This window comes from Curtobacterium sp. C2H10, from assembly GCF_025407985.1.
GTDB lineage: Bacteria > Actinomycetota > Actinomycetes > Actinomycetales > Microbacteriaceae > Curtobacterium.
The window spans coordinates 12014-35408 of the sequence record NZ_JABXGF010000038.1; the positions used below are offsets into that span (position 1 = coordinate 12014).

Consider the following 23395-nt stretch of genomic DNA (forward strand, 5'->3'; position numbering starts at 1 on the left):
CACCGGCCGGATGCCCGGATGCTGAACAGTCGTGCAGGTCCCCCCGAACTCCTGAGAAGGACTCTGCATGCATCCCCGTGCTCTGCGCCTCGGCGCGTCCGTCGCCGCCGCCCTCGTCGTCGCCGCCGGCGTGCTGACGACGTCGCCCGCCTCCGCTGCCGTCGGTGACGACGATCCGTCCGGCGCCGCGAGCCCGAACGGACTCGTCGTGAACGAGGTCGAGTCGAACGGCGACGACACCGACTGGGTCGAACTGCGGAACACCTCGTCGGCGGCGATCGACCTGTCCGGGTACGCGTTCCTCGACGACGACAGCTCGCACGAGGCGTACGTCCTGCCCGCCGGTTCGACCATCGCCGCCGGCGGGTACTTCGTCATCGACCAGGTGTCGGCGACCGCTCCCGGCTTCGACTTCGGGCTCGGCGGCGCCGACACCGCCAGGGTGTACGACCCGGCCGGCGACCTCGTGCTGCGGTACTCGTGGACGGCGCACGCCGCGGTGACGTACGGGCGCTGCCCGGACGGGACCGGCGCGCTCGTGGACACCACGGCGTCGACGAAGGGTGCGGCGAACGACTGCTCCTCGCCGGTGCGCATCAACGAGGTGGAGTCCGACGGTGGGACCCCGGGCGACTGGGTCGAGCTGACGAACGTCGGGACGACCACGGTCGACCTCGGCGGGTACGTGTTCCGGGACAGCGACGACACGCACGCGTACACGATCCCGAACGGCACGACCGTCGCACCGGGCGGCTTCACCGTCCTCGACGAGCAGGACTTCGGGTTCGGGCTGGGCAAGGCGGACTCGGCGCGGGTCTTCGATCCTCGTGGCGACGTCGTCGACTCGTACACGTGGACCGCGCACGCCGCGACGACGTACGGCCGGAACCCCGACGGCACCGGCGCGTTCGCGGAGACCTCGGTGCCGACCAAGGGCGCCGCGAACCGGTTCGCCGGGGTGGTCACCGCCGAGGCGTGGCCCGGCGGTCCGGACGAGCGGGTGCTCGACGACGAGGACACCTTCACCGGTGACCTGAGCGGCATCGACTGGACGGCCTCGGGTTCGGGTCCGACGTCGGGTTCGGCTGCCGGGCAGCTCTGGGCCGTGCAGAACGGCGACGGGCTGCTCTACCACCTCGTGTCCGACGGCGAGGGCGGATGGGCGCCCTCGAACGCGGCCGGTACGGAACTGCACTACGCCGACGGCTCCGGCACCCCGGATGCCGAGGGCGTCACCGTCACGTCCGACGACCCCGGCGCGGTCTACGTCTCGACCGAGCGGAACAACGACGTGTCGTCCACGAGCCGCCCGGCCGTCCTGCGCTTCGCCACCACCGACGGCTCCCAGTCGACCCTGGACGCCACCGACGAGTGGAACCTCGCGGCGGACTTCCCCGGGCTCGGCGCGAACGCGGGACTCGAGGGCGTCACCTGGGTCCCGGACTCCTGGCTCACCGCGCACGGCTTCGCGGACGAGCACACCGGCGCCGCGTACACGCCGGCGACCTACACCGGACACGGTGACGGGCTGTTCTTCGTCGGCGTCGAGGGCACGGCCAGCGTGTACGCGTACGCCCTGATGTCCGACGGTGCCTTCCAGCGGGTGGCCACGATCGCGACGCCGTTCTCCGTCGTCGCGGACGTCCAGTTCGACCCGACGCTCGACGCGCTCTGGGTGGTCTGCGACGACGCGTGCTCGGGCCGGACGGCGCTGTACGAGGTGGCCGACGGAGCCTTCGCGGCGACGAACGTCTACGAGGCGCCGTCGAACGCCGACCGGACGCTGGCGAACGAGGGCTTCGCGATCTCGGGTGTCTGCACGGGTGGCTCGCGGGCGACCTTCTACGCCGATGACAACGACACGGACGGGTTCTCGCTCCGGACGGGCACCTACCCGTGCGACTCGTCGACGCCGGGCGACGGTGGGACGCCGGGCGATGGTGGGACGCCGGGCGACGGCGGGACCCCGGGCGACGGCGGGACCCCGGGCGACGGCGGGACCCCGGGCGACGGCGGGACGCCGGGCGATGGTGGGACGCCGGGCGACGGTGGCACGACGCCGACGCCGACGCCGGGTGGCGGGTCGACACCCGCCCCGGGTGACACCGCGCCGGGTGGCTCCACCCCCGGAACGGGCACCTCGCCCTCGGGTGCGCCCGTCGCACCGTCCGAGTCGTCCCTGACCGAGGCGAACCGCGGCACGCTCACCGCCCCGGCCACGGCGCGCCCCGGCGAGACGATCACGATCGCCGTCGGCACCCGGTACGCCGGGCAGCAGGTGCACGTCTGGATGTTCTCCACGCCGACGCTGCTCGGGACGGCCACGGTCGCGGCGGACGGAACGGTCACGGCGACCATCCCGGCCGACGCCCCCGCAGGCGAACACCGCATCGTGGTGACCGCCGAGGACGGCACGGTGCTGGGCTGGACGACGATCACGATCGACCCCGTGACCGGTGCGCTGGCGTTCACGGGTGCCGAGGGGCTCGGGGTCGGCGCCGTGGCGGCGTTCCTGCTCCTGGCCGCCGGTGCGGGCGTGCTCGTGCTCCGTCGGCGCCGGGGGATCCCCGCCTCGGAGTGATCTGGTGAGCAGGAATGGTCGGGTTCGTGGTGCGGACCCGACCGTTCCTGCTCACGAACGCGCGTCCGCGGGCCGCGGCGCCCGCGAGGCCCACGCGCCCGCGGCGGTACGGTCGCAGGGTGCACAACGAGATCCTCCGGTACACCGCCTTCGCCGCCGAGCCGGGCGGCGGCAACCCCGCCGGCATCGTGCTCGACGCGGCCGACCTCTCCGACGACGAGATGCTCGCGATCGCGCAGGAGGTCGGGTACCCCGAGACCGCCTTCGTCACCGGGCAGACCGCCGCGGGCCCGCGCCTGCGGTACTTCTCGCCGGCGGCCGAGGTCCCGTTCTGCGGCCACGCCACGATCGCCACGGCCGTGGTGCTCGCCGAGCGCGAGGGCCTCGGACGCCGGGTCTTCACGACCGCCGCGGGGGAGATCGCCCTCGTCGCCACGACCGCTCCGGACGGCAGCGTGCAGGTCGCGATGACGAGCGTCCAGCCGGCGTCCCGGCCGCTCGACCCCGACCTCCGCGACCGCCTGTTCGCCCTGCTCGGCCTGACGGTCGACGACGTCGCGGCGGGCTTCCCGGTGCTCGAGTCCTTCGCCGGCAACTGGCACCCGGTGATCGTCCTCGCCGACGTCGAGCTGTTCCACCAGTTCCGCTTCGCCCCGGAGCCCCTCGCGGCCCTCAAGCGCGAGGCCGGCTGGGCGGGGACGGTCACGGTCCTGCACCGCACCGACGCGCTGGAGTACGAGGCGCGCAACCTCTTCCCGGCCGGCCGGATCACCGAGGACCCGGCGACCGGTTCGGCGGCGGCATCGACCGGCGCGTACCTGCGCGAGATCGGGGCCGTGCAGCCCGGCGACCGCGTGGTGATCCGGCAGGGACGCCACGTCGGACGGCCGAGCGTGCTGCTCGTCGACGTCCCGGCGACCGGCGGCATCACGGTCACGGGCGGTGCCACTCCGGTCTGAGTCGTCCGGGAGCGTGACCGAATCGACACGCCACAGCTCTTGACACGGATAAGTCAATACGGTGGAGTAATCCTGCGCGCGGGTGACGGAGCCCGCGAACATCCCGTGCAAAGGAGCACCGATGAAACGCCGCACCCGAATCATCGCCGGACTCGCAGCCGTGGCAGTCGCCGCGGTCGGTCTGGCTGGTTGTTCCAGCTCAGGCTCCGCCTCGAGCGACACCATCAAGATCGCGTACCAGAAGTTCGGTGCCTTCCAGCAGCTCGACGCCCAGATGAAGGTCGTCAAGAAGGAGTACGAGAAGGAGAACCCGGGCAAGAAGGTCACGCTCGTCCCCATCCAGGCCCAGGGCAACGACTACTACACGAAGCTCGCGCTCATGAACAAGGCGCCGGCGACCGCGCCGGACGTCATGTACGAGGACACCTTCCTCATCAAGGCCGACGCCGAGGCGGGCTACCTCCTGCCGCTCGACAAGTACACGGCGAAGTGGAAGGACTGGAGCCAGTTCTACGACAACGCCAAGCAGGCCGGGCAGGGCGACGACGGCAAGATCTACGGCGTCCCGATGGGCACCGACACCCGGGCCCTCTGGTACAACAAGGACATCTTCAAGGAGGTCGGCCTGCCCGTCCCGTGGCAGCCCAAGACCTGGGACGACGTGCTCGCGGCCGCGAAGACGATCAAGGACAAGAAGCCCGACATCATCCCGTTCAACATCTACTCGGGCAAGGCGCAGGGCGAGGCCTCGACCATGCAGGGCTTCGAGATGCTCCTGTACGGCGCGGACGGCTCCGGCAACACGCTCTACAAGGACAAGAAGTGGGTCACCGGCTCGAAGCAGTTCGAGGACTCGCTGCAGTTCATCAAGGACGTCTACCAGGGTGACCTCGGACCCACGCCGCAGCAGGCGCTCGACACGAACGTCGGGACGACCATCGCCCAGACGTGGCTCCCGCAGGGCAAGCTCGCCATCGACCTCGACGGGTCCTGGCAGTCCGGCACGTGGCTGAAGTCCGGCACGGCTCCGTGGGCCGAGTGGAACGACGTGATGGGCCAGGCGCCGATGCCGACCCAGAACGGCCAGGAGCCCGGCTACAACTCGATGTCCGGTGGCTGGACCCTCGCGGTCGGCAAGAACTCGAAGAACCCGCAGGCGGCGTTCGACTTCATCGCGAAGTTCCTCGACAAGGACGGGTCGCTCAAGTACGACAGCGAGAACAGCCAGATCGCCGTCCGCAAGGACGTCGCCGAGGACACCGCCTACACGGACGCGAACCCCACGTTCAAGTTCTTCTCCGGGCTCGTCGAGCACACCAACTTCCGCCCGGCGACGAGTGACTACTCGCAGGTGTCCAACGCGATCCAGGTCGCGATGGAGGCGGTGATGACGGGGCAGCAGACGCCGAAGCAGGCGGCCGCCGCCTACGACAAGGCCGTCGAACAGGTGGTCGGCAAGGAGAACACGGTCTCCGGCTGATCGCTGCGGTGACCACCTGACGGACTGGAGGCGCGGCTCGCGTCGTGCGCCGCGCCTCCCGTCCGACCCCACCCACCTTCGGAACCCCTCTCCGCACCCGGAAGGCAACCACCGTGTCCAGCACCCCCCTCGCGCCGACGCTGTCGGCGCCCGGTGCGCCGAAGCGCACCGATCCGCCGGTCCCGCGCAAGCGGAGGCCGCTGCGGAACGTGGGACGAGCGGTCCCGCTCCTCCCCGCCGTCGTCCTCCTCGTCATCTTCCTGCTCGGCCCCGTCATCTCGTCGTTCTACGGGTCGTTCACCAACTCGGCGCTGACCGGGGTCGGCGCCGCCGACCAGCAGTTCGTCGGCTTCCAGAACTACGTCGAGCTGTTCCAGGACCCGGACTTCCCGAAGTCCGTCATCCTCACCATCGTGTTCCTGCTCGCGTCCGCGGTCGTGGGCCAGAACGTGCTCGGGCTCGGGCTCGCCCTGCTCATGCGCTCGGCGAACAAGGCCGTCCGCGCGATCGTGGGCACGTTCGTCGTCGCCGCGTGGGTCCTGCCCGAGATCGTCGCCTCGTTCGCCGCGTACGCGTTCTTCAACGACGAGGGCACACTCAACGAGTTCCTGCGGTCGATCGGGATCAGCGGCCCGAACTGGCTCTACACGTACCCGATGCTCGCCGTCATCCTGGCGAACATCTGGCGCGGTACGGCCTTCTCGATGCTCGTCTACTCCGCCGCCGTGCAGGAGGTCCCCGAGGAGATCACCGAGTCCGCCGAGGTGGACGGAGCCGCCGGCTGGCAGCGCCTCGTCTACATCACCCTGCCGGTCATCCGCCGGTCGATCTCGACGAACCTCATGCTGACGACGCTGCAGACGCTGTCGGTCTTCACGCTGATCTTCGTCATGACCGGCGGCGGTCCCGGGACCAACTCGTCGACCCTGCCGATCCTCGCCTACCAAGAGGCGTTCAAGTTCTCGCAGCTCGGCTTCGGGACGGCGATCGCGACGATCCTGCTCGTGGTCGGCGCGGTCTTCTCGATCATCTACATCAAGGCACTGAAGCCGGAGGTGGACTGATGGCCATCACTGCCCCGTCCCTCGACCAGACCACCACCCGTTCGGTGACCGCACCGGGCTCGCTGCACATGACCTCCCCGCGGGGTCGGACCATGCGCTGGGTGTCGAACGTCGTGCTGCTCGTCATCGCGGTGTGCTTCGCGGTCCCGCTGCTCTGGCTCGTCCTCGCGTCGGTCGACACCCAGGCGTCGCTGTCCGTGAAGATGCCGACGCAGTTCACGCTCGACAACTTCACGAAGGTGCTCACGCCGGAGCTGTCGTTCATCCCGCTCGCGAACAGCCTGCTGCTCTCCGGCGGCACGGCGGTCGTCACCGTGGTGTTCGCGCTGCTCGCCGCCTACCCGCTGTCCCGCTACAAGATGCGGGTCAACAAGCCGTTCCTGTACAGCATCCTGTTCGGCACCGGCCTGCCGATCACCGCCATGATGGTGCCGGTCTACGCGCTGTTCGTGTCGCTCAACCTCATCGACAACGTGTGGGGCTGCATCTTCTTCCTCGCCGCCACCTCGCTGCCGATGGCGATCTGGATGGCGAAGAACTTCATGGACTCGGTCCCGGTGTCACTCGAGGAAGCGGCGTGGACCGACGGCGCCTCGATGATGACGACCCTGACCCGCATCGTGATCCCGCTCATGCGCCCGGGGATCGCCGTGGTGTTCATCTTCGTGTTCATCCAGGCCTGGGGGAACTTCTTCGTCCCCTTCGTCCTGCTCCTCTCGCCCGACAAGGTGCCCGCCGCGGTGAGCATCTTCAACTTCTTCGGGCAGAACGGGGCGGTGGCGTACGGGCAGCTCGCCGCGTTCTCGATCGTGTACTCCGTGCCCGTCATCGCCCTCTACGTGCTCGTGTCCCGGGGCCTCGGCGGCGGCAACGCCCTCGCCGGCGGCATCAAGGGCTGACACCCGTCCCTGCTGGAAAGGAACCACCTCCATGCACCACGACGAACCCCTCGTCGAAGCCCGCATCGCCCGGCTCGTCCGGGACCGCATCGACCCCGCCGTCCTGCGCCGGTCCGCACCGGTGGAGATCGCCGCCTGGACCGTGCCGGACGAGCCGGTCCCGTTCGACGTCGCGGTCGCGGCCGACTACGAGCCGTTCACGGTGGGCGGCTCCTGGGGCGGCCGACCGTGGGGGACCACCTGGTTCCGGATCCGCGGCACCGTGCCGGAGGACTTCGGGACGGCGCCGGGCACCACGGCGGAGCTCCGGGTCGACCTCGGCTTCACGAAGCGCCACCCCGGGTTCCAGGCCGAGGGACTCGCGTGGCGGCCGGACGGCACGACCGTCAAGGGCATCGAGCCGAAGAACGACACCGTCCCGCTCGAGGTCGGTCCCGGTGAGTCCTTCGAGCTCTACGTCGAGGCCGCGGCGAACCCGGACATCGGCGGCGACTCGTTCCAGGGGGCGACCCCGCTCGGGTCGCGCTCCACGGCCGGGACGAAGCCGATCTACAAGGTGAAGGCGCTCGAGATCGTCGAGCGGGACGACACCGTGTGGGAGCTCCAGCAGGACTTCTGGGTCCTCCGCGGCCTGATGGCCGAGCTGCCCACCGACGGCACCCGCGGCGCGGACGTCCTGCGCGTGCTCGAACGCGCCGCCGACGCCCTCGACCCGGACGACGTCGCCGGGACGGCCGCCGACGCACGAGCGGTCCTCGCGCCCGTCCTCGCCGTGCCGGCCAGCGCCGCCGCGCACCGGGCGATCGCCGTCGGCCACGCGCACATCGACTCGGCGTGGCTCTGGCCGGTACGCGAGACCATCCGGAAGTGCGCCCGCACCTTCTCGAACGTGCTCGACATGATGGACCGCGATCCCGACTTCACGTTCGCCTGCTCCTCGGCGCAGCAGTACGCCTGGATCCGGGACGGCTACCCGTCGATCTGGGCCCGCATCAAGCAACGGGTCGCCGAGGGCCGGTGGATCCCGGTCGGCGGCATGTGGGTCGAGTCGGACACGAACCTCCCCGGCGGCGAGGCCCTCGCGCGGCAGTTCGTCGCCGGCAAGCGGTTCTTCCTCGAGGAGTTCGGCATCGACACCCCCGAGGCATGGCTCCCGGACTCGTTCGGGTACTCCGGAGCCCTGCCGCAGATCGTCCGCGCCGCCGGCTCGAAGTGGTTCGTCACGCAGAAGCCCTCGTGGAACGAGACGAACGTCATCCCGCACACCTCGTTCCACTGGGAGGGCATCGACGGCTCCCGGGTCCTCACACACCTGCCCCCGGCGGACACCTACAACTCGGACGTCTCCCCCGCGGATCTGCACCGCGGCGAGCGGCAGAACAAGGAGCGCGGTGTCGCGAACACCTCGATGCTGCTCTACGGCTTCGGCGACGGCGGCGGCGGACCCACCCGCGAGATGGTCGCCGCCGCCCGACGCCAGCACGACCTCGACGGGTCCCCGCGGGTCGACCTCGGCACCCCGGCGCAGGTCTTCGAGGAGATCGAGGCCGCACTGCCGACGCCGGCGGTGTGGTCGGGCGAGATGTACCTCGAGTTCCACCGCGGCACGTACACGTCCCAGATCCGCACGAAGCAGGGCAACCGGCGCTCCGAGCACCTGCTCCGCGAGGCCGAGCTCTGGGCGTCCACCGCTGCCGTCCGACTCGGACTCGACTACCCGTACGAGGAGCTCGAGCAGGCGTGGCACACCGTGCTCCTGCAGCAGTTCCACGACATCCTGCCCGGCTCCTCGATCGCCTGGGTCTACGAGAACGCCGAGGCGAACTACGCCGAGGTCGCCCGGGTGCTCGAGGGCCTGATCGGCAACGCCACGACGGCGCTCGCGAACGGCGGTGCCGCGGCGCTCGCCGGGGTCGGTGCGTCGTCCACCGCTCGGTCCGTCGGTGGCAGCGCCCTGCTGGACGCACCGTCGGGGGCGGACGCCGCCGGCGGCAGCGGCTCGACCGGGAACGTCGTGCGCTTCAACGCCTCGCCGGTCGCGGCGGGAGACGCAACCGCCCTGGGTGGTTCGCTGGGCGACGAACCGCGAGCCGTGCCTCCCGTCCGGAACGGCGACCGCTTCGTGTTCGACACCGGTGTCGTCACGGCGACCATCGACGCGGCCGGTCACGTCGTGTCGCTCGTCGACCACGCGTCCGGACGCGACGCCGTCGCCCCGGGTGCGGCCGCCGCGGAGTACACCGTGTTCCGCGACACCCCGAACCAGTGGGAGGCCTGGGACATCGACCGCGCCTACCAGCGCAGCGGCACGGTGCTGGAGGCGTCCTCGGTCGAGGTGTCCGGCGACGAACTCGTCGTCCAGCGGTCCTTCGGGTCGTCGTCGATCACCACCCGGTACTCCGCCGTCGCCGGGCAGTCCGAGCTGACGATCGTGACCGAGGTCGACTGGCATGAGCGCCAGAAGCTCCTCAAGCTCGCGTTCCCCCTCGACGTCCGTGCGGCGTCGGCGTCGAGCGAGATCCAGTTCGGCCACATCGACCGCCCGACCCACCAGAACACCTCGTGGGACATGGCCCGCTTCGAGACGAGCGCCCACCGCTGGGTGCACGTCGCCGAGCCGGGGTTCGGCGTCGCCGTCGCGAACGACTCCACCTACGGACACGACATCACCCGGAGCACCCGGGACGACGGCGGCACCACGACGCTCGTCCGGGAGTCGCTGCTGCGGGCACCGACGTTCCCGGACCCGCACGCCGACCAGGGGCACCACGTGTTCCGGACGGTGCTGCGGGTGGGCGCCTCGGTGCTCGACGCCGCCGATGCCGGGTACCGGCTCAACCTGCCGGTGCGCACGGTGGAGGGGACGACCACGGTCGACCCGCTCGTGACGGTGTCGTCGCCGCAGGTGTTCGTCGAGGCGGTGAAGCTCGCCGAGGACCGGTCCGGTGACGTCGTCGTGCGGCTCTACGAGGCGTCGGGCGGTCGCGCGGCCGACGTCGGCGTCGACTTCGGGTTCGACGTCGCCGGGGTGGCGGCGGCGGACCTGCTGGAACGCCCGCTGGGGGACTCGTGGGAGTCGGGGGAGCCGGTCGTGCTCACGCTCCGGCCCTTCGAGATCGTGACCCTCCGGGTGCGTCGGGCCTGAGGCAGCGGGCTCGCGCGCGAAGGACCGCGGCGCCGGACGGGACACGGGTGCGTTCCGTCCGGCGCCGTGCTGCGTCCGGGAGGCGCGGGTCGCCTCAGTGCGTCGAGGAGCGCAGGGACTCGACGGCCTTGTCGATGCGGCGCTGCCGGGTCTCCGGGGACTTCGCCTGCACGACCGGGTCGGCGAGGGCCCGCTGCCGCGAGTTCGACAGCGTGTCGAAGGCCGCACGGACCCCGGCCTCCTGCAGCGCCGATGCGAGGTCCTCTGGCAGGTCGACGACGCGGGGCAGCGTGTCGACCTCGATCGTGACCTCGACGGTGTCGCCGGCCGCGACCCCTGAGGCGGCACGGTGCTCCGCCGACAGCGGGACGAGGGACTGCTCGTTCATCACGCCGATCGACGACCGGTACGTGTAGGCGCCGTTCAGGGTGACGACCACGGGCGGGCGGCGCCCCGCGCCCAGCGCGTCGACGACGTCGGACGGGACAGGCAGGCCGGTGGCCGTCTTCCGCGCCTGCAGGACGGTCGTCGTGAACTGCATCCGTGCCTCCTGGATTGAACCGGGCTGGACGGGCCGGCCCGATGCGGGCCGACGCCGGTGCCGGCGCCTGTGCCGACAAGGGAAACCGTACAGGCGAACCCGCTGTTCCGCCGCCGTTCACCGCCGCAGCACTGGCCGGAAACCGGACGCGTCCACGATCGTCCAGGACCCGGACCCCGGTCCACCCCGACGTACCACAGCACCCGAAAGGCACACCCCGTGCAGCACAAGCGCACCCTCGCCGGCATCGCCCTGGCCGCCGCCGCCATCGTCACCCTCGCCGGCTGCTCGGCCACGAGCTCCGCCAGCACGACCAAGGACGACACCGACTGGAAGACCGCCACGAGCGCCGAGTCCGCCGGGGGCATGGACGCCCTCGTGAAGGCCGCCAAGGCGGAGGGGCAGCTCAACGTCATCGCGCTGCCGCCGTCGTGGGCCAACTACGGCAAGATCATCGACGGCTTCACCAAGAAGTACGGCATCAAGATCACCTCCGCGAACCCGAACGGCTCGAGCGCCGACGAGGTCGCCGCGGTGAAGTCGCAGAAGGGCCAGTCGACGGCACCGGACGTGCTCGACCTCGGCAACGCCGTGCTGCAGCAGAACCTCGACCTCCTGACCGACTACAAGGTCGCGAACTGGAGCGACATCCCCTCGGACCTCAAGGACGAGGACGGCGCCTGGACCCGCGACTACACGGGCCTGATGTCGATCGGCTACGACTCGTCGAAGATCACGGACGCCCCGAAGGACCTGGACGACCTGCTCGGCTCCGAGTACAAGGGCAAGGTCTCGATCGCGGGCGACCCGACCCAGGCGAACCAGGCCGCGTCGGCGGTGTACCTCGCGGCGCTCGAGAACGGCGGCTCGGCCGACGACATCACGAAGGGCGTCGACTACTTCGGCAAGCTGAAGCAGGCGGGCAACTTCCAGAACGTGCTGCCGTCGCAGGCGACCGTCGCCTCGGGCGAGACGCCCGTCGTGATCCAGTGGTCCTACAACAACCTCGCGTGGGGCCCGGCGGCCGGCGCGAGCGGGAACAAGAACTGGAAGACCGTCGTACCCGAGGGCCAGGCCCTCGGCTCGTACTACTCGCAGGCGATCAACAAGGACGCCCCGCACCCCGCGGCGGCGCGCCTCTGGCAGGAGTACATCGCCAGCCCGGACGTGCAGAACCTGTACCTCCAGGCCGGCGCCTTCCCGTCCACCCTCGCCGCGCTCGAGAAGTCGGGCAAGGTCGACCAGGACGCCCTCGACGCCGCCGGTGGCGCGCCGAAGGACTACGTCGAGCTGACCGACGAGCAGGTCACCGCCGCGGCGAAGGTGCTGTCGGCGAAGTGGGCCTCGACGATGGGCTCCTGAACAGCATGACCACCGCATCGGCACCGGGTGTGCCCGCCCCCGCGGCGGGCGCCACCGCATCGGCACCGGTCGCCGGGGCGACGCTCGTCTCGAGCGAGCAGCCGGCCGATGCCACCGCCCGCCGCGTCGCCGGACCCCGTGTCCGGCGCCGCGGCGGCATCGCGTGGCTCGGCCTCACCCCGTTCGCCGCCTACGTCCTGCTGTTCCTCGCGGTCCCCGCGGTGGTCGCGATCGGCAGCGGCTTCTTCACGAGCGACGGCGCGTTCACGTTCGCCAACCTCGCCGCGTTCGCCGACCCGTCGGTCATCCGTGCCTTCGGCGGCTCGTTCGCCCTGTCGGCCGTGTCCGCCGTGATCGGTGCCGTCGTCGGGGCGATCGTGTGCTGGGCGCTCGCCGCACTCCGGCCCGACGGGCTCGTCCGGTCCGTGATCGACTCCGCCGCGAGCGTCCTCGCCCAGTTCGGCGGCGTCATGCTCGCGTTCGCGTTCATCGCCACGATCGGCGCGCAGGGCCTCGTCACGACGTGGTTGGTGTCCGTCTTCCACATCGACCTCAACGCCGAGGGCACCTTCCTCTACACGGTCCCCGGGCTCGTCATCCCCTACGTCTACTTCCAGGTGCCGCTGATGGTCCTCACGTTCATGCCCGCCCTCGAGGGCGTCAAGACCCAGTGGGGTGAAGCCGCCGCCACCCTCGGCGCCTCCCGCACGACGTACTGGCGCCGCATCGGCCTGCCCGTGCTCGCGCCGGCGTTCTGGGGATCGCTGCTGCTCCTCTTCGCGAACGGGTTCTCGTCGTTCGCCACCGCGGCGGCCCTGATCTCCCAGGGCGGGATCGTGCCGCTCACCATCCGCACGCAGCTCACGAGCGAGACGATCATCGGACTGCAGAACGTCGCCGGTGTGCTCGCCTTCGGAATGGTCGTCGTGATGGCGATCGTGATGGGCGCGTACTCGCTGCTGCAGCGTCGGGCATCGAGGTGGCAGCGATGAGCGCGGCCGCCCCGGTGCGCCCGTCGCGCGGGTCGGGTGAGTCGCGCCCGTCGTCTCGTCGTCGGCCAGGAGGCGCGGCTCGCCCCGGCCGCTTCGGCGCGGCCCCGTCGCGGGTCACCGCCGCGATCGTGCTCGTCGTGGTCGGCCTCGTGTTCGCCGTCCCCCTCGTCGCCCTCGCGCAGTTCACCTTCCGCCAGGGGACGGACGGCAGCCTGACGCTCGCGCACTACGGCGCTCTCGTCGACCCGGTGAACGCCGCGACCTACCAGCCGGTGTTCGACGGCCTCGGGGCATCCCTGCTCATCGCGCTCATCACCGTGGGGATCGTGCTGCTCGTCCTGCTGCCGGCCCAGATCATCACGGCCCTGCGGTACCCGCGGCTCCGTCGGGTCCTCGAGTTCGTGTGCATCGTGCCGATCACCGTCCCCGTGGTCGTCCTCGTCGTCGGGTTCATCCCCGTGTACCAGGTCGTCGCCCAGGTCTTCGGCTCGGGCGCGTGGACCCTGTCGTTCGCGATCGGCATCGTCTCGCTGCCCTTCGCGTTCCGACCGATCGCCGCGGCCATCACCGCGATGGACATGGCCGTGCTCTCCGAGGCCGCCCGATCCCTCGGCGCGTCGTGGTGGACCGTCACGTGGCGGGTGCTCCTGCCGAACCTCCGCCGCGGCATCACCGCCGCCTGCTTCCTGACCATCACGGTCGTCCTCGGCGAGTACACCCTCGCCTCGTTCCTCTCCCGCACGACGTTCCAGACTGCGCTCCTGCTCGTGCAGTCGACCGACCCCTACGTCGCCGCGATCTTCTCGCTGGGCGCACTCGTCTTCGGATTCGTGCTGCTCGTCGTCATCGGCCGGGTCGGCTCCCGCCGTCGCCGTGCCCCGAAGGAGTCCGCATGACCGTCACCGCCCCCGCCGCCCCCGCATCGCTCGCCACCGACGGCGCGACCGTCGAGCTGCACGGCGTCGAGAAGCACTACGGCGCGCACCGTGCCCTCGCCGGCCTGTCGCTCCGCATCGAACCCGGCGAGTTCGTGTCGCTGCTCGGGCCCTCGGGCTGCGGCAAGACGACCGCGCTCCGGGCGCTCGCCGGCCTCGAGGCCATCGACGCCGGCTCCATCCGCATCGACGGCGTCGACGTCGCGGGCACCCCGGTGGACAAGCGGGACATCGGCATGGTGTTCCAGCAGTACTCGCTGTTCCCGCACATGACGGTGCGGCAGAACGTCGCGTTCGGCCTGGAGATGCGCCGGGTCCCCGCCGCCGCGCGCCGCGAGCAGGTCATCGACGCGCTCGACATGGTGCACCTCGCCGAGTTCGCCGACCGCTACCCGCACCAGCTCTCCGGTGGCCAGCAGCAGCGCGTCGCCCTCGCCCGGGCCCTGGTCACCCGCCCCCGCGTGCTCCTGCTCGACGAGCCGCTGTCCGCGCTCGACGCCAAGGTGCGGGTCTCCCTCCGCGACGAGATCCGCCGCATCCAGAGCGACCTCGGCATCACGACCGTGTTCGTCACCCACGACCAGGAGGAGGCGCTCGCCGTCTCGGACCGCATCGCGGTGATGAACGCCGGCGACATCGAGCAGATCGGCACGCCCGAGGAGCTCTACCGGTCCCCGTCCTCGGCGTTCACGGCGGACTTCGTCGGGCAGTCGAACCGGCTCCGCGGGGACCTGCGTGGCGGCGACGTGTTCGTCTACGGGTTCAGCGTCCCGGCGCTCGACGCCTCGGTGCCGGACGGCCCGGTGCTCGCCTACGTCCGCCCGGAGGACGTCGCCTTCGCCTCGGAGGGCGTCACCGGCACGGTCGTGGCTTCGAGCTTCCTCGGGTCGATCCGGCGCACCACGGTCCGGCTCGACGACGACACCGTGGTGACGGTGCAGCACGAGGTCGGCGACCGTCGTGCGGCCGGCGAGGCCGTCGCCGTGCGCCTGCTCGGCGCGCCCGTGGCGGTCGCCCCGCTCGCGTAGCCGCCAACTGACGGACGGGAGGCGCGGTGCGGGCCCGCACCGCGCCTCCCGTCCGTCAGTTCAGCGCTGGAAGCGCGCGGCCGGGTCGTCGGACAGGGCCGCCTCGATCCGCGCCCGCATGGTCGCGGGCATGTCCGGCAGCGCGTCGAGCCGCGCCCAGAAGGCCTCGGTGTTCTCACCGTCGGCGGGGAAGGGTTCCCCGGAGACGTACCGGCAGGCGAACACCAGGTCGAGGTACTGCGCCCGGTCACCGTTCGGGTAGGTCATCTCCGGCAGCACCTGCACCCACGCGAGGCGCTCGGCGACGGCGACGACGTCGGCTTCCTCGAGGACCTCGCGTTCGGCGGCGACCGCGGGTTCCTCGCCGGGGTCGACGATGCCGGTGACCGGCGTGAACGCGTGGTTGTCGGCCCGGCGCACGACGAGGAGCTCACGGTCCGGGCCCTCGCCGCGCGTCACGACGGCGGTGACCCCGGTGAGCCAGAGCGGCTCGTTCCCGATCTTCGAGCGGAGGGACAGGACGAAGTCAGGCGTGGGCATGCCGCCACGCTACCGACACGGGACCCTGTCGCGGACTGGTCATGACCAGTAGGCTGTCATCGTGGAGATCATCATCCTGCCCACGCCGGCTGAGGTCGGTCGCGTCGCCGCGGCCAAGATCGCCTCCGTCGTCGCGAAGAAGCCGTCCGCCGTCATCGGTGTCGCCACCGGGTCCAGCCCGCAGGGCATCTACGCCGACCTGCAGCGTCGTGTCGACGCGGGGGAGATCTCGTTCGCCGAGGCCCGCGCGTTCGCCCTCGACGAGTACGTCGGCATCCCGCTCGAGCACCCCGAGTCGTACGCCTCGGTGATCCAGCGTGACGTCATCGATCCGCTCGGGTTCGAGCCCTCCCGCGTCCGGGTCCCGGACGGCCGCGCGTCCGACCTCGAGTTCGCGGCGAAGGAGTACGACGCCGCGATCCGTGCCGCGGGCGGGGTCGACGTGCAGATCCTCGGGATCGGCGCGAACGGGCACATCGGGTTCAACGAGCCGACGTCGTCGTTCGCGTCCCGCACGCGCATCAAGACCCTCGCCCCGTCCACGCGCGAGGCCAACGCCCGGTTCTTCGACAGCCTCGACCAGGTCCCGACGCACTGCATGACGCAGGGGCTCGGCACCATCCTCGAGGCCCGCGAGCTCGTCCTCGTCGCCCAGGGCTCGTCGAAGGCCGACGCCGTGGCCGCCGCGGTCGAGGGGCCGCTGTCGTCGTTCGTCCCCGGGTCCGCGCTGCAGCTGCACGAGCACGCCACCGTCGTCGTCGACGAGGAAGCCGCGGTGGGCCTCAAGCTCGCCGATTACTACACGTACACGTACGCGAACAAGCCGGCCTGGCAGCTGTTCGAGTAGGGCCGCGGATCAGCCGCCTGCACGTCGTTCGAACGCGGTGTGCAGGCGGCTGAGTCCGTCGTCGAGGGTCTCCGCCGAGCACCCGAAGTTGAGTCGCGCGAACCCGGCCCCCTGGCGTCCGAAGTCCGGTCCGCTGCCGAGCGCGACCTTCGCCTCGTCGACGAGCAGGGCTGCGGGGTCGTCACCCCACGGGAGCGCCCGCAGGTCGAGCCACGCCAAGTAGGACGCCTGCGGCTGCCGGTACCCGGTGCCGGGCAGCACGTCACCGAGTCGCTCGGCCAGGGTGCGGCGGTTCGCGGCGAGCTCGGTCAGCAGCGACGCGAGCCAGGGTCCGCCCTCGCTGAACGCCGCCACGCTCGCGGTGTACCCGAGGATCCCGGTGCGCTCGACCACCTCGCCGGGCATGCCGTCGAACCAGGCGCGGGCACGCTCGGAGGTGCCGACCATCAGGGCGCACTTCGTCCCCGCGAGGTTCCACGCCTTGCTCGCGCTCGTCAGGGTGACCCCGAGCTCCGCGGCCTCGGGGCAGGAGTCGAGGAAGGGCGTGAACGTCGCGTCCGCGTGCACGAGCGGCGCGTGGATCTCGTCCGAGACGACCACGGCGTCCCACTCGGCGGCGAGTCGGGCGAGGGCGGCGAGGTCCTCGCGGGTGTGGACGAGTCCGAGGGGGTTGTGCGGGTTGCAGAGCAGCACCGTGCGGGCCCCGTCCGCGAACGCCCGGCCGATCCCGTCGAGGTCCATCCGCCACCCGGCCGTCGTGTCGAACGGGTCCGCCGTGCCCTCGGGTGCGAGCAGCGGGACCTCGGTCACGGAGCCACCGGCCTCGGCGACGTACTCCCAGAACGGCGGGTACACGGGCGGCATGATGACGACCTGGTCCCCGGGCTCGATGACCCGGCGGAGCGTCTCCACCGCAGCCACCGAGACGTCCGTGGTGGTCCGCACGAGGTCCGGGTCGAGGCGCCACGACCAGCGGGCCTCGGCGAAGTCGGCGAACGCCTCGGGGAGTGCCCGGCCGTGCCCGACGTACCCGGTGTCGCCGTTCGTGACCGCGGCAACGAGGGCGTCCCGCACGGGTTCGGCGAGCATGCTGTCCATCTCGGCGACGAACATCGGCAGCACGTCCGGCGGGTAGGCCGTGTACTTCTCGCTGGTGCGGGTGCGGTGCGCATCGAAGAGGGAGACCATGACGCTCATGGGGCCATCCTCGCAGCGGAGGGTGTGATCTGGACCTCAGTCGACGTCGGCGAGGGTGTACGGTCCGCTCGCGCCCGTGAAGGACACCACCTGCGCGCGGACGCCGACGTCGCCCTGTATGCGTGCTGCCGTGCGGAGTCCCAGTGCTCGGGTCTCCGCGTCACCGAACGGACCCCCGGCCCGCTCGGTCAGCGCTCGCCACCCGACGATCGCGCGCGCGGTGCCCTCGCGGAGCCCGGCGGCGCGCGCGGACAGGACCTCGGCGCGGCGGCGGCCGTTCCAGGACTCGACCTCGGTGCCGACGCGGTCGGCGGGCGCCACCACGACGGGGTGCGCGACCGGGAAGGTGTCGATCCCGCCGCCGGCGCCGCACCAGACGTGGACGTCGTCACCGACTTCGAGCTGCACCCTGCTCGCGAGCGTGAACGCGTCGACCCGGTGGGCGTCACGGACGGCGGCCGAGGGCCACTCGAACGACGTCCCGCTCAGCGCGTCGAACACGTCGTTCCACGCCTCGAGGTCGTGCCGCAGGGCAGCGCTGAGGCCGAGGGCGTCCGCGCCCGCGTCGACGAGGCCGACGTCCTCGGAGGATCCGCGGTACCAGAGCGGCGAGTCCCCGACGCCGTACTCGGCCATCACGAGGACGATCGCCCGCGGTGGGCGACGTCGACCGCCCGGCGCGTGCTCGCCCCCGTGCTGCATGGCGTCCATCCAAGCAGGCGCGGGCGGGGCGGCCGATCGACGTGAACAGCAGGGGAGCGCTCGGTGACCGATCGCGCGTCCCCCGTCCGAGGGGTCTAGCGTCGCGGGCGTGAACCGTTCCCGCGTGCACCGTCGCCCGCTCCTCCGCCCGCTGCCGCTCGCCGCGGTGGCCACGATCGCCGCGCTGCTCGGGACGGGGATGGTCGCCGCACCGGCCGTCGCCTCGTCGTCCGGGCAGGCAGGACAGGCGGCCCGGACCGTCTCCGACCCCGCCCGGTACGTCGACCCGTTCATCGGCACGAGCGGTGACGGCAACACCTGGCCCGGCGCGACAGCTCCGTTCGGCATGCTCCAGTGGAGCCCCACCGGCACCGCGGGCGACCAGACCTCGACCCCGGTCGCGAACGGCTACTCGTACGACGTCGACCGACTGCGGGGATTCAGCCTGACGCACCTGAACGGTGCCGGCTGCGCGCCGGGTGCCGCCGGTGACGTGCCGATCATGCCCGTCACCACACCGGTCACGACCTCGCCGTCGTCCGACTCCACCGACGCGGTCTACGCCGCCGGCTACTCGCACGACGACGAGTCCGCGAGCCCCGGCCGCTACACGGTCCGCCTCGACAACGGCGTCCGCACCGACCTCGCCGTCACCACGCGTGCCGGCGTCGGCGAGTTCGCGTTCCCGGCCGGCAAGGACGCGAACCTGCTCTTCCGCACGTCGAACTCGATCAACGGCAGCGAGGCGGCGACCACCCGCGTCGACGCACGGACGCGCACGGTCAGCGGCAGCGTCCTGACCGGCGGCTTCTGCAGCCGCCGTGCGAACGGGGGCGGGGCCACGAACCCCGACCGCCGCAGCTACTACCGCCTGTTCTTCACGGCGACCTTCGACCGGGCGTTCACGAGCACCGGCACCTGGCAGGACGGCACGGTCCGGCCAGGAGGCACGTCCTCCTCCGGCGGGGAGGGCTACCTGACCGGCGCCGACCGTGCCGGACGCGGCTCCGGCGCGTGGGTCGGGTTCGACGCGCGTCGCGGTGCGACGGTGCACGCGAAGATCGGCATCTCGTACGTGAGCGCGGCAGGAGCCGTCGCGAACCGCGACGGCGAGGTGACCCCGCGCTCGACCGTCGCCAGCGTGGCGGCCGGCACCCGCGCCTCCTGGAACCGCGAACTGTCGCGCCTGCGCGTCGGTGGCGGCACGGCGGACCGGACCACCCAGCTCTACACGTCCGTGTACCACGCGCTCATGCAGCCGAACACCCTGAACGACCGTGACGGCCGCTACCTCGGGCCGGACCAGCGGGTGCACCGGATGGACCGGGGCCACCGGGCCGTCTACGGCACGTACTCCGGGTGGGACCAGTACCGGGCGCAGATCCAACTGCTCGCACTGCTGCGACCGGACGTCGCCGGCGACATGGCGCAGTCGATGCTGCGGTTCGCCGAGCAGAACGGCGGCGTGTGGGACCGCTGGCTCCACCTCGGTGCGCCGACGCACGTCATGACCGGCGACCCCTCGGCCGCGACCCTCGCCACCTGGTACGCCATGGGTGTCCGGAACTTCGACGTGCGAGCCGCCTACGCCTCGCTGAAGCAGCAGGCGACCGTCGAGAACGCCGACGCCGAAAGCGACATCGGCTGCCCGGGCCAGTGCCTGGCGCAGCGGCCGGCGCTCGACGAGTACCTGCAGCGGCACTACGCGGCGAACGACGACTGCTCGTGCTGGGGTGGTGCGGCCGAGACCCTCGAGGACTCGATCTCCGACAGTGCGCTCGGGTACTGGGCCTCGTCGCTGGGGCTTCGCTCGGATGCCCGGATGTTCGCGGAGCGCGGGACCTACTGGAAGAACACGTTCAACCCGGCCGTCGGGTACCAGGCCGCTCGCCAGGCCGACGGGTCGTGGACGCCGGACTGGTCCCCCTCGACCGGCACCGGGTTCGCGCAGGGGACGAGTGCGCAGTACACGTGGCTCGTGCCGCAGGACGTGCACGGGCTGTCGACCGCGCTGGGCGGAGACGATGCCGCTGCGGCTCGCCTGGACGCCTTCTTCCACGACAGCTCGGGCGCGTTCGCGGTGACCGGTGGTGACCCCACGAAGTTCGACCCGACCAACGAGCCCGACATCCACACGCCGTGGATGTACAACGCGCTCGGCAAGCCGTGGAAGACGCAGGAGACCGTGCGTCGGGTCGTCGACGACGCCTACACGACCGGGCCGAGCGGGCTGCCGGGCAACGACGACCTCGGCACGATGAGCGCCTGGTACGTCTTCGCGTCGATCGGGTTGTTCCCGCAGACGCCGGGGCGGGCGGAGATGCTCATCGGCAGCCCGACGTTCAGCACGGTCGACATCCGGCGGTCGAGCGGGGAGCGGATCGTCGTCCGGTCCTCCGGCACGGAGCCGTACGTCCACGGTGCACGCCTGGACGGCCGGACGCTCGAGAGGTCCTGGGTGCCGGCGTCGTTCGTGACCCGCGGTGGGACGCTGTCGCTGCGGGTCGGGGACACGGCGGACACGTCGTGGGCGAGCGGGGTGCGGGGCCGGCCGGTCGACCGGTAGGCACCGCGGCGATCAGCGGAGCGGCCGCCCGGCACCCCAGACGCGGCGGACCTCGAACGACGGCGACAACGCCACGAGGTCGGCGGCGTACCCCGGCGCGAGCCGACCCAGCCGGTCGCCGAGCCCCAGCGCCGCCGCCGGCACGCTGGTCAGCGCCGCCACGGCTTCCGGCAGCGTCTGTCCCGCGAGGGTCACGGCGTTCCGCAGCGCCACGTCCTGCGTCAGCGTCGACCCCGCGATGGTGTCCGTCCCCGCGACGTGCGCGATCCCGTCCGTCACGGTCACGGCGAGGGACCCGAGCGTGTACGAGCCGTCGGCCGCACCGGCAGCGCCCATGGCGTCGGTGATGAGGGCGACCCGGCCCGGTGCCGCACGCAGCAGCATCGACGCCACGGACGGGTGCACGTGCACGCCGTCGAGGATGAGCTCGAGCGTCACGCGGTCGTCGGCCACGGCGGCCGCGATCGGCCCCGGAGCACGGTGGTGGATGCCCGGCATGGCGTTGAACGCGTGCGTGAGCAGGGTCGCGCCGGCGTCGAACGCTGCCCGGGCCTGGTCGTACGTGCCGACCGTGTGGCCGACGGCGACGGTGACGCCCGCGGCGACGAACCGTTCGGTCGCGTCGAGGGCGCCGGCGAGCTCCGGCGCGATGGTGACCTGGCGGACGACGCCGTCGCCGGCCTCGAGCAGGTCCGCGACCGGACCGGGCGCCGGGTCGATCAGGAACGACTCGTTGTGGGCGCCCTTGTTGTGCGGGGAGAGGAAGGGTCCCTCGAGGTGGACGCCGAGCACGAGCGGGTCGTCGGCCATCACCGTGCGGATGCGGTCGAGCGAGGCGGTCAGCGCGGGGACCGGGTTCGCGACGAGGGACAGGACCGAGCGGGTCGTGCCGTGCGACCGGTGGACCTCGAGGGCGGCCGCGATCGAGTCGTCCTCGTACGCGGTGCCGCCGCCGCCGTGGCCGTGCAGGTCGATGAAGCCGGGCGTCAGGACGGCGTCGCCGAGGTCCACGACCTCGTGCACCGAGGTCGCCGCCGGTGCCTCGGGGCCGGAGCCGACCGCGTGGATCGTGTCACCGACGACGAGGACCCAACCGTCCGCGGTGGAGCCGGCCGCGTCGACCACGTGGGCAGAGCGGATCAGCGTGCGCCGCGCCTCCTGGCCGACGGACGCGCCGCCGTTCACCGGGTCTCCTTGCGGAACTGCACCACGCCCGACAGGGCCGCCACGAGGATGAAGACCAGCCCCACCACCGGGTGCCCGATCGAGATCCAGCACCCGCCGGCCGCGATCACGAGGGCGACCTCGACGATGGTCTTGCCGACGATGTCGGTCTCGATCGGCGACGCTTGCGACCGGAACAGGTACCAGACCACCGCGGCGAACACCGGCGTGCCGATCATGAACAGGATGCCGGGCATCGGGAACGGCCACGCGATGTAGCCCCAGTACGCCAACGAGACCAGGCCGAAGGCGCACACCAGGATGCGGAGCACCGTCCAGCCGTCGAGCCTCCGCGGGCGGATGGCGTGCGGGTCCGGGGTGTCGCCCCAATCGACGGGGGACTGCGGTGCTGACATGCGGTGCCTACTTGAAGATGATGGTGCGGGCGCCGTCGAGGAGGACACGGTCCTCGGCGATCCAGCGCACCGCCTGGGTGAGCGTGCGGGACTCCTCGTCCTGGCCGATCGAGACCAGCTCAGCGGGGTCCTTCGTGTGGTCCACGCGGACGACGTTCTGCTCGATGATCGGGCCCTCGTCGAGGTCGCTCGTCACGAAGTGCGCCGTCGCACCGATGAGCTTGACCCCGCGGGCGTGCGCCTGCCGGTAGGGGTTGGCGCCCTTGAAGCCCGGCAGGAACGAGTGGTGGATGTTCACCGCGCGACCCTCGAGCGCGGCGCACAGCTCCGGCGAGAGGATCTGCATGTACCGGGCGAGGACGACGAGCTCGATGTCGTGCTCCTCGACCGCCTGCAGCACCCGGCGCTCCATCTCCTGCTTGCTCGCGGCGTCCGTCACCGGCCGGTGCTCGAACGGCACGGAGTAGAACGACGCGAGCTCGGAGAGGTCCGCGTGGTTCGAGAGCACGAGCGGCACCTCGATCGGGAGCTGTCCGCCGCGCTGCCGGTAGAGCAGGTCGTTCAGGCAGTGTCCGGCCTTCGACACGAGGACGAGGGTGCGCAGCGGCCGGCCGACGACGTCGAGCTGGACGCGGGCGTCGTAGCGCTCGGCGACAGGGGCGAGCGCGGCCTCGAACGTGGTGCGGTCGACGGGGGCCATGACCTGGAGGCGCATGAAGAACGTGTTCGTGTCGACGCTCGAGAACTGCTGCGACTCGGTGATGTTCCCGCTCGCGGCGACGACGGCTCCGGAGACGGCGTGCACGATCCCGGGCTGGTCGTCGCAGACCAGCGTGAGGGTCCAGTGCGTGGGGGTCTGCTCGCTCGGGGCGGTCGGGTCGGTCACCGGATCAGGCTACCGGGATCGGGCTGTCGGGAGGCGCGGCGCGGCCCCGCCGGTCGGCCTGCGGCCCGCCGCCGGTCGCGCGGGCGCGGCG

The 23395-nt window shown here is 71.7% G+C and carries 19 protein-coding genes; 12 read left to right on the forward strand and 7 right to left on the reverse strand.

The window, feature by feature from the left end:
- Positions 1-67 precede the first annotated feature (67 nt).
- From HWD93_RS13380 to HWD93_RS13405, 6 genes are all read left to right on the forward strand, one after another.
- Positions 68-2581, forward strand: a complete 2514-nt coding sequence (locus HWD93_RS13380) for a lamin tail domain-containing protein (RefSeq protein WP_261647075.1) — start codon at positions 68-70, stop codon at positions 2579-2581.
- Between the two features lie 119 nt (positions 2582-2700).
- Positions 2701-3540 (forward strand): PhzF family phenazine biosynthesis protein, encoded by an 840-nt coding sequence (locus HWD93_RS13385; RefSeq protein WP_261647076.1) that lies wholly within the window; start codon positions 2701-2703, stop codon positions 3538-3540.
- Positions 3541-3661: 121 nt separating this feature from the next.
- Complete coding sequence (locus HWD93_RS13390) at positions 3662-5020, forward strand: extracellular solute-binding protein (RefSeq protein WP_071302119.1); 1359 nt, start codon at positions 3662-3664, stop codon at positions 5018-5020.
- 113 nt (positions 5021-5133) lie between these two features.
- A complete protein-coding gene (locus HWD93_RS13395) occupies positions 5134-6084 on the forward strand; it encodes a carbohydrate ABC transporter permease (protein ID WP_374115168.1) in 951 nt (316 codons plus the stop codon).
- A gap of 68 nt (positions 6085-6152) precedes the next feature.
- Positions 6153-6983: a carbohydrate ABC transporter permease gene (locus tag HWD93_RS13400; RefSeq protein ID WP_181015180.1), complete on the forward strand. Its 831-nt coding sequence runs from the start codon at positions 6153-6155 to the stop codon at positions 6981-6983.
- Positions 6984-7014: 31 nt separating this feature from the next.
- The gene (locus HWD93_RS13405) at positions 7015-10128 is read left to right on the forward strand and encodes a glycoside hydrolase family 38 C-terminal domain-containing protein (RefSeq protein WP_261647077.1); all 3114 of its coding nucleotides are present in this window, start codon (positions 7015-7017) and stop codon (positions 10126-10128) included.
- 94 nt (positions 10129-10222) lie between these two features.
- Here HWD93_RS13405 and HWD93_RS13410 read toward each other — a convergent pair whose 3' ends face one another.
- Positions 10223-10669 carry a YdeI/OmpD-associated family protein gene (locus HWD93_RS13410; RefSeq protein WP_071302117.1) on the reverse strand — a complete coding sequence of 149 codons (447 nt, stop codon included), beginning with the start codon at positions 10667-10669 and terminating at the stop codon, positions 10223-10225.
- A gap of 219 nt (positions 10670-10888) precedes the next feature.
- Here HWD93_RS13410 and HWD93_RS13415 point away from each other — a divergent pair, with 219 nt between their 5' ends.
- From HWD93_RS13415 to HWD93_RS13430, 4 genes are read left to right on the forward strand one after another with little or no spacing between them, the layout of a single operon-like run.
- Positions 10889-12031, forward strand: coding sequence for an ABC transporter substrate-binding protein (locus tag HWD93_RS13415; RefSeq protein ID WP_070417766.1), 1143 nt, complete (start codon positions 10889-10891; stop codon positions 12029-12031).
- A 5-nt stretch (positions 12032-12036) separates the two neighbouring features.
- Positions 12037-13023, forward strand: a complete 987-nt coding sequence (locus HWD93_RS13420) for an ABC transporter permease subunit (protein WP_261647078.1) — start codon at positions 12037-12039, stop codon at positions 13021-13023.
- Entirely contained in the window at positions 13020-13919 is a 900-nt protein-coding gene (locus HWD93_RS13425; RefSeq protein WP_261647079.1) for an ABC transporter permease, read from the forward strand. The genes HWD93_RS13420 and HWD93_RS13425 overlap by 4 nt, the downstream gene beginning before the upstream one ends.
- Positions 13916-14986: an ABC transporter ATP-binding protein gene (locus HWD93_RS13430; RefSeq protein ID WP_070417767.1), complete on the forward strand. Its 1071-nt coding sequence runs from the start codon at positions 13916-13918 to the stop codon at positions 14984-14986. The genes HWD93_RS13425 and HWD93_RS13430 overlap by 4 nt, the downstream gene beginning before the upstream one ends.
- A gap of 60 nt (positions 14987-15046) precedes the next feature.
- Here HWD93_RS13430 and HWD93_RS13435 read toward each other — a convergent pair whose 3' ends face one another.
- A complete protein-coding gene (locus tag HWD93_RS13435; protein ID WP_261647080.1) occupies positions 15047-15526 on the reverse strand; it encodes an NUDIX domain-containing protein in 480 nt (159 codons plus the stop codon).
- 58 nt (positions 15527-15584) lie between these two features.
- On the opposite strand from HWD93_RS13435, the gene nagB reads away from it, so the two are divergent.
- A complete protein-coding gene (gene nagB, locus HWD93_RS13440) occupies positions 15585-16373 on the forward strand; it encodes a glucosamine-6-phosphate deaminase (protein ID WP_374115169.1) in 789 nt (262 codons plus the stop codon).
- A gap of 9 nt (positions 16374-16382) precedes the next feature.
- On the opposite strand, the gene HWD93_RS13445 is transcribed toward nagB, so the two are convergent.
- Both HWD93_RS13445 and HWD93_RS13450 read right to left on the reverse strand, forming a co-directional pair.
- Positions 16383-17570: a MalY/PatB family protein gene (locus tag HWD93_RS13445; protein WP_261647082.1), complete on the reverse strand. Its 1188-nt coding sequence runs from the start codon at positions 17568-17570 to the stop codon at positions 16383-16385.
- A gap of 36 nt (positions 17571-17606) precedes the next feature.
- Positions 17607-18272: a hypothetical protein gene (locus HWD93_RS13450; protein ID WP_261647083.1), complete on the reverse strand. Its 666-nt coding sequence runs from the start codon at positions 18270-18272 to the stop codon at positions 17607-17609.
- Between the two features lie 109 nt (positions 18273-18381).
- Here HWD93_RS13450 and HWD93_RS13455 point away from each other — a divergent pair, with 109 nt between their 5' ends.
- Positions 18382-20838 (forward strand): GH92 family glycosyl hydrolase, encoded by a 2457-nt coding sequence (locus tag HWD93_RS13455; protein WP_261647084.1) that lies wholly within the window; start codon positions 18382-18384, stop codon positions 20836-20838.
- Positions 20839-20850: 12 nt separating this feature from the next.
- On the opposite strand, the gene nagA is transcribed toward HWD93_RS13455, so the two are convergent.
- From nagA to purU, 3 genes are read right to left on the reverse strand one after another with little or no spacing between them, the layout of a single operon-like run.
- Entirely contained in the window at positions 20851-22023 is a 1173-nt protein-coding gene (gene nagA / locus HWD93_RS13460) for an N-acetylglucosamine-6-phosphate deacetylase (protein ID WP_261647085.1), read from the reverse strand.
- Complete coding sequence (locus HWD93_RS13465; protein ID WP_261647086.1) at positions 22020-22418, reverse strand: YrdB family protein; 399 nt, start codon at positions 22416-22418, stop codon at positions 22020-22022. The genes nagA and HWD93_RS13465 overlap by 4 nt, the downstream gene beginning before the upstream one ends.
- A 7-nt stretch (positions 22419-22425) precedes the next feature.
- Positions 22426-23304: a formyltetrahydrofolate deformylase gene (gene purU / locus HWD93_RS13470; RefSeq protein WP_071302110.1), complete on the reverse strand. Its 879-nt coding sequence runs from the start codon at positions 23302-23304 to the stop codon at positions 22426-22428.
- Positions 23305-23395 lie beyond the last annotated feature (91 nt).

What these genes read in the sequence shown, in the direction of transcription:
- HWD93_RS13450 (WP_261647083.1), bottom strand. Translation starts at nt 18,272, where the DNA reads ATGCAGCACGGGGGCGAGCACGCGCCGGGCGGTCGACGTCGCCCACCG.
- HWD93_RS13410 (WP_071302117.1), bottom strand. Translation starts at nt 10,669, where the DNA reads ATGCAGTTCACGACGACCGTCCTGCAGGCGCGGAAGACGGCCACCGGC.
- HWD93_RS13435 (WP_261647080.1), bottom strand. Translation starts at nt 15,526, where the DNA reads ATGCCCACGCCTGACTTCGTCCTGTCCCTCCGCTCGAAGATCGGGAAC.
- HWD93_RS13430 (WP_070417767.1), top strand. Translation starts at nt 13,916, where the DNA reads ATGACCGTCACCGCCCCCGCCGCCCCCGCATCGCTCGCCACCGACGGC.
- HWD93_RS13420 (WP_261647078.1), top strand. Translation starts at nt 12,037, where the DNA reads ATGACCACCGCATCGGCACCGGGTGTGCCCGCCCCCGCGGCGGGCGCC.
- HWD93_RS13405 (WP_261647077.1), top strand. Translation starts at nt 7,015, where the DNA reads ATGCACCACGACGAACCCCTCGTCGAAGCCCGCATCGCCCGGCTCGTC.
- HWD93_RS13390 (WP_071302119.1), top strand. Translation starts at nt 3,662, where the DNA reads ATGAAACGCCGCACCCGAATCATCGCCGGACTCGCAGCCGTGGCAGTC.
- HWD93_RS13425 (WP_261647079.1), top strand. Translation starts at nt 13,020, where the DNA reads ATGAGCGCGGCCGCCCCGGTGCGCCCGTCGCGCGGGTCGGGTGAGTCG.
- HWD93_RS13380 (WP_261647075.1), top strand. Translation starts at nt 68, where the DNA reads ATGCATCCCCGTGCTCTGCGCCTCGGCGCGTCCGTCGCCGCCGCCCTC.
- HWD93_RS13465 (WP_261647086.1), bottom strand. Translation starts at nt 22,418, where the DNA reads ATGTCAGCACCGCAGTCCCCCGTCGATTGGGGCGACACCCCGGACCCG.
- HWD93_RS13400 (WP_181015180.1), top strand. Translation starts at nt 6,153, where the DNA reads ATGACCTCCCCGCGGGGTCGGACCATGCGCTGGGTGTCGAACGTCGTG.
- HWD93_RS13445 (WP_261647082.1), bottom strand. Translation starts at nt 17,570, where the DNA reads ATGAGCGTCATGGTCTCCCTCTTCGATGCGCACCGCACCCGCACCAGC.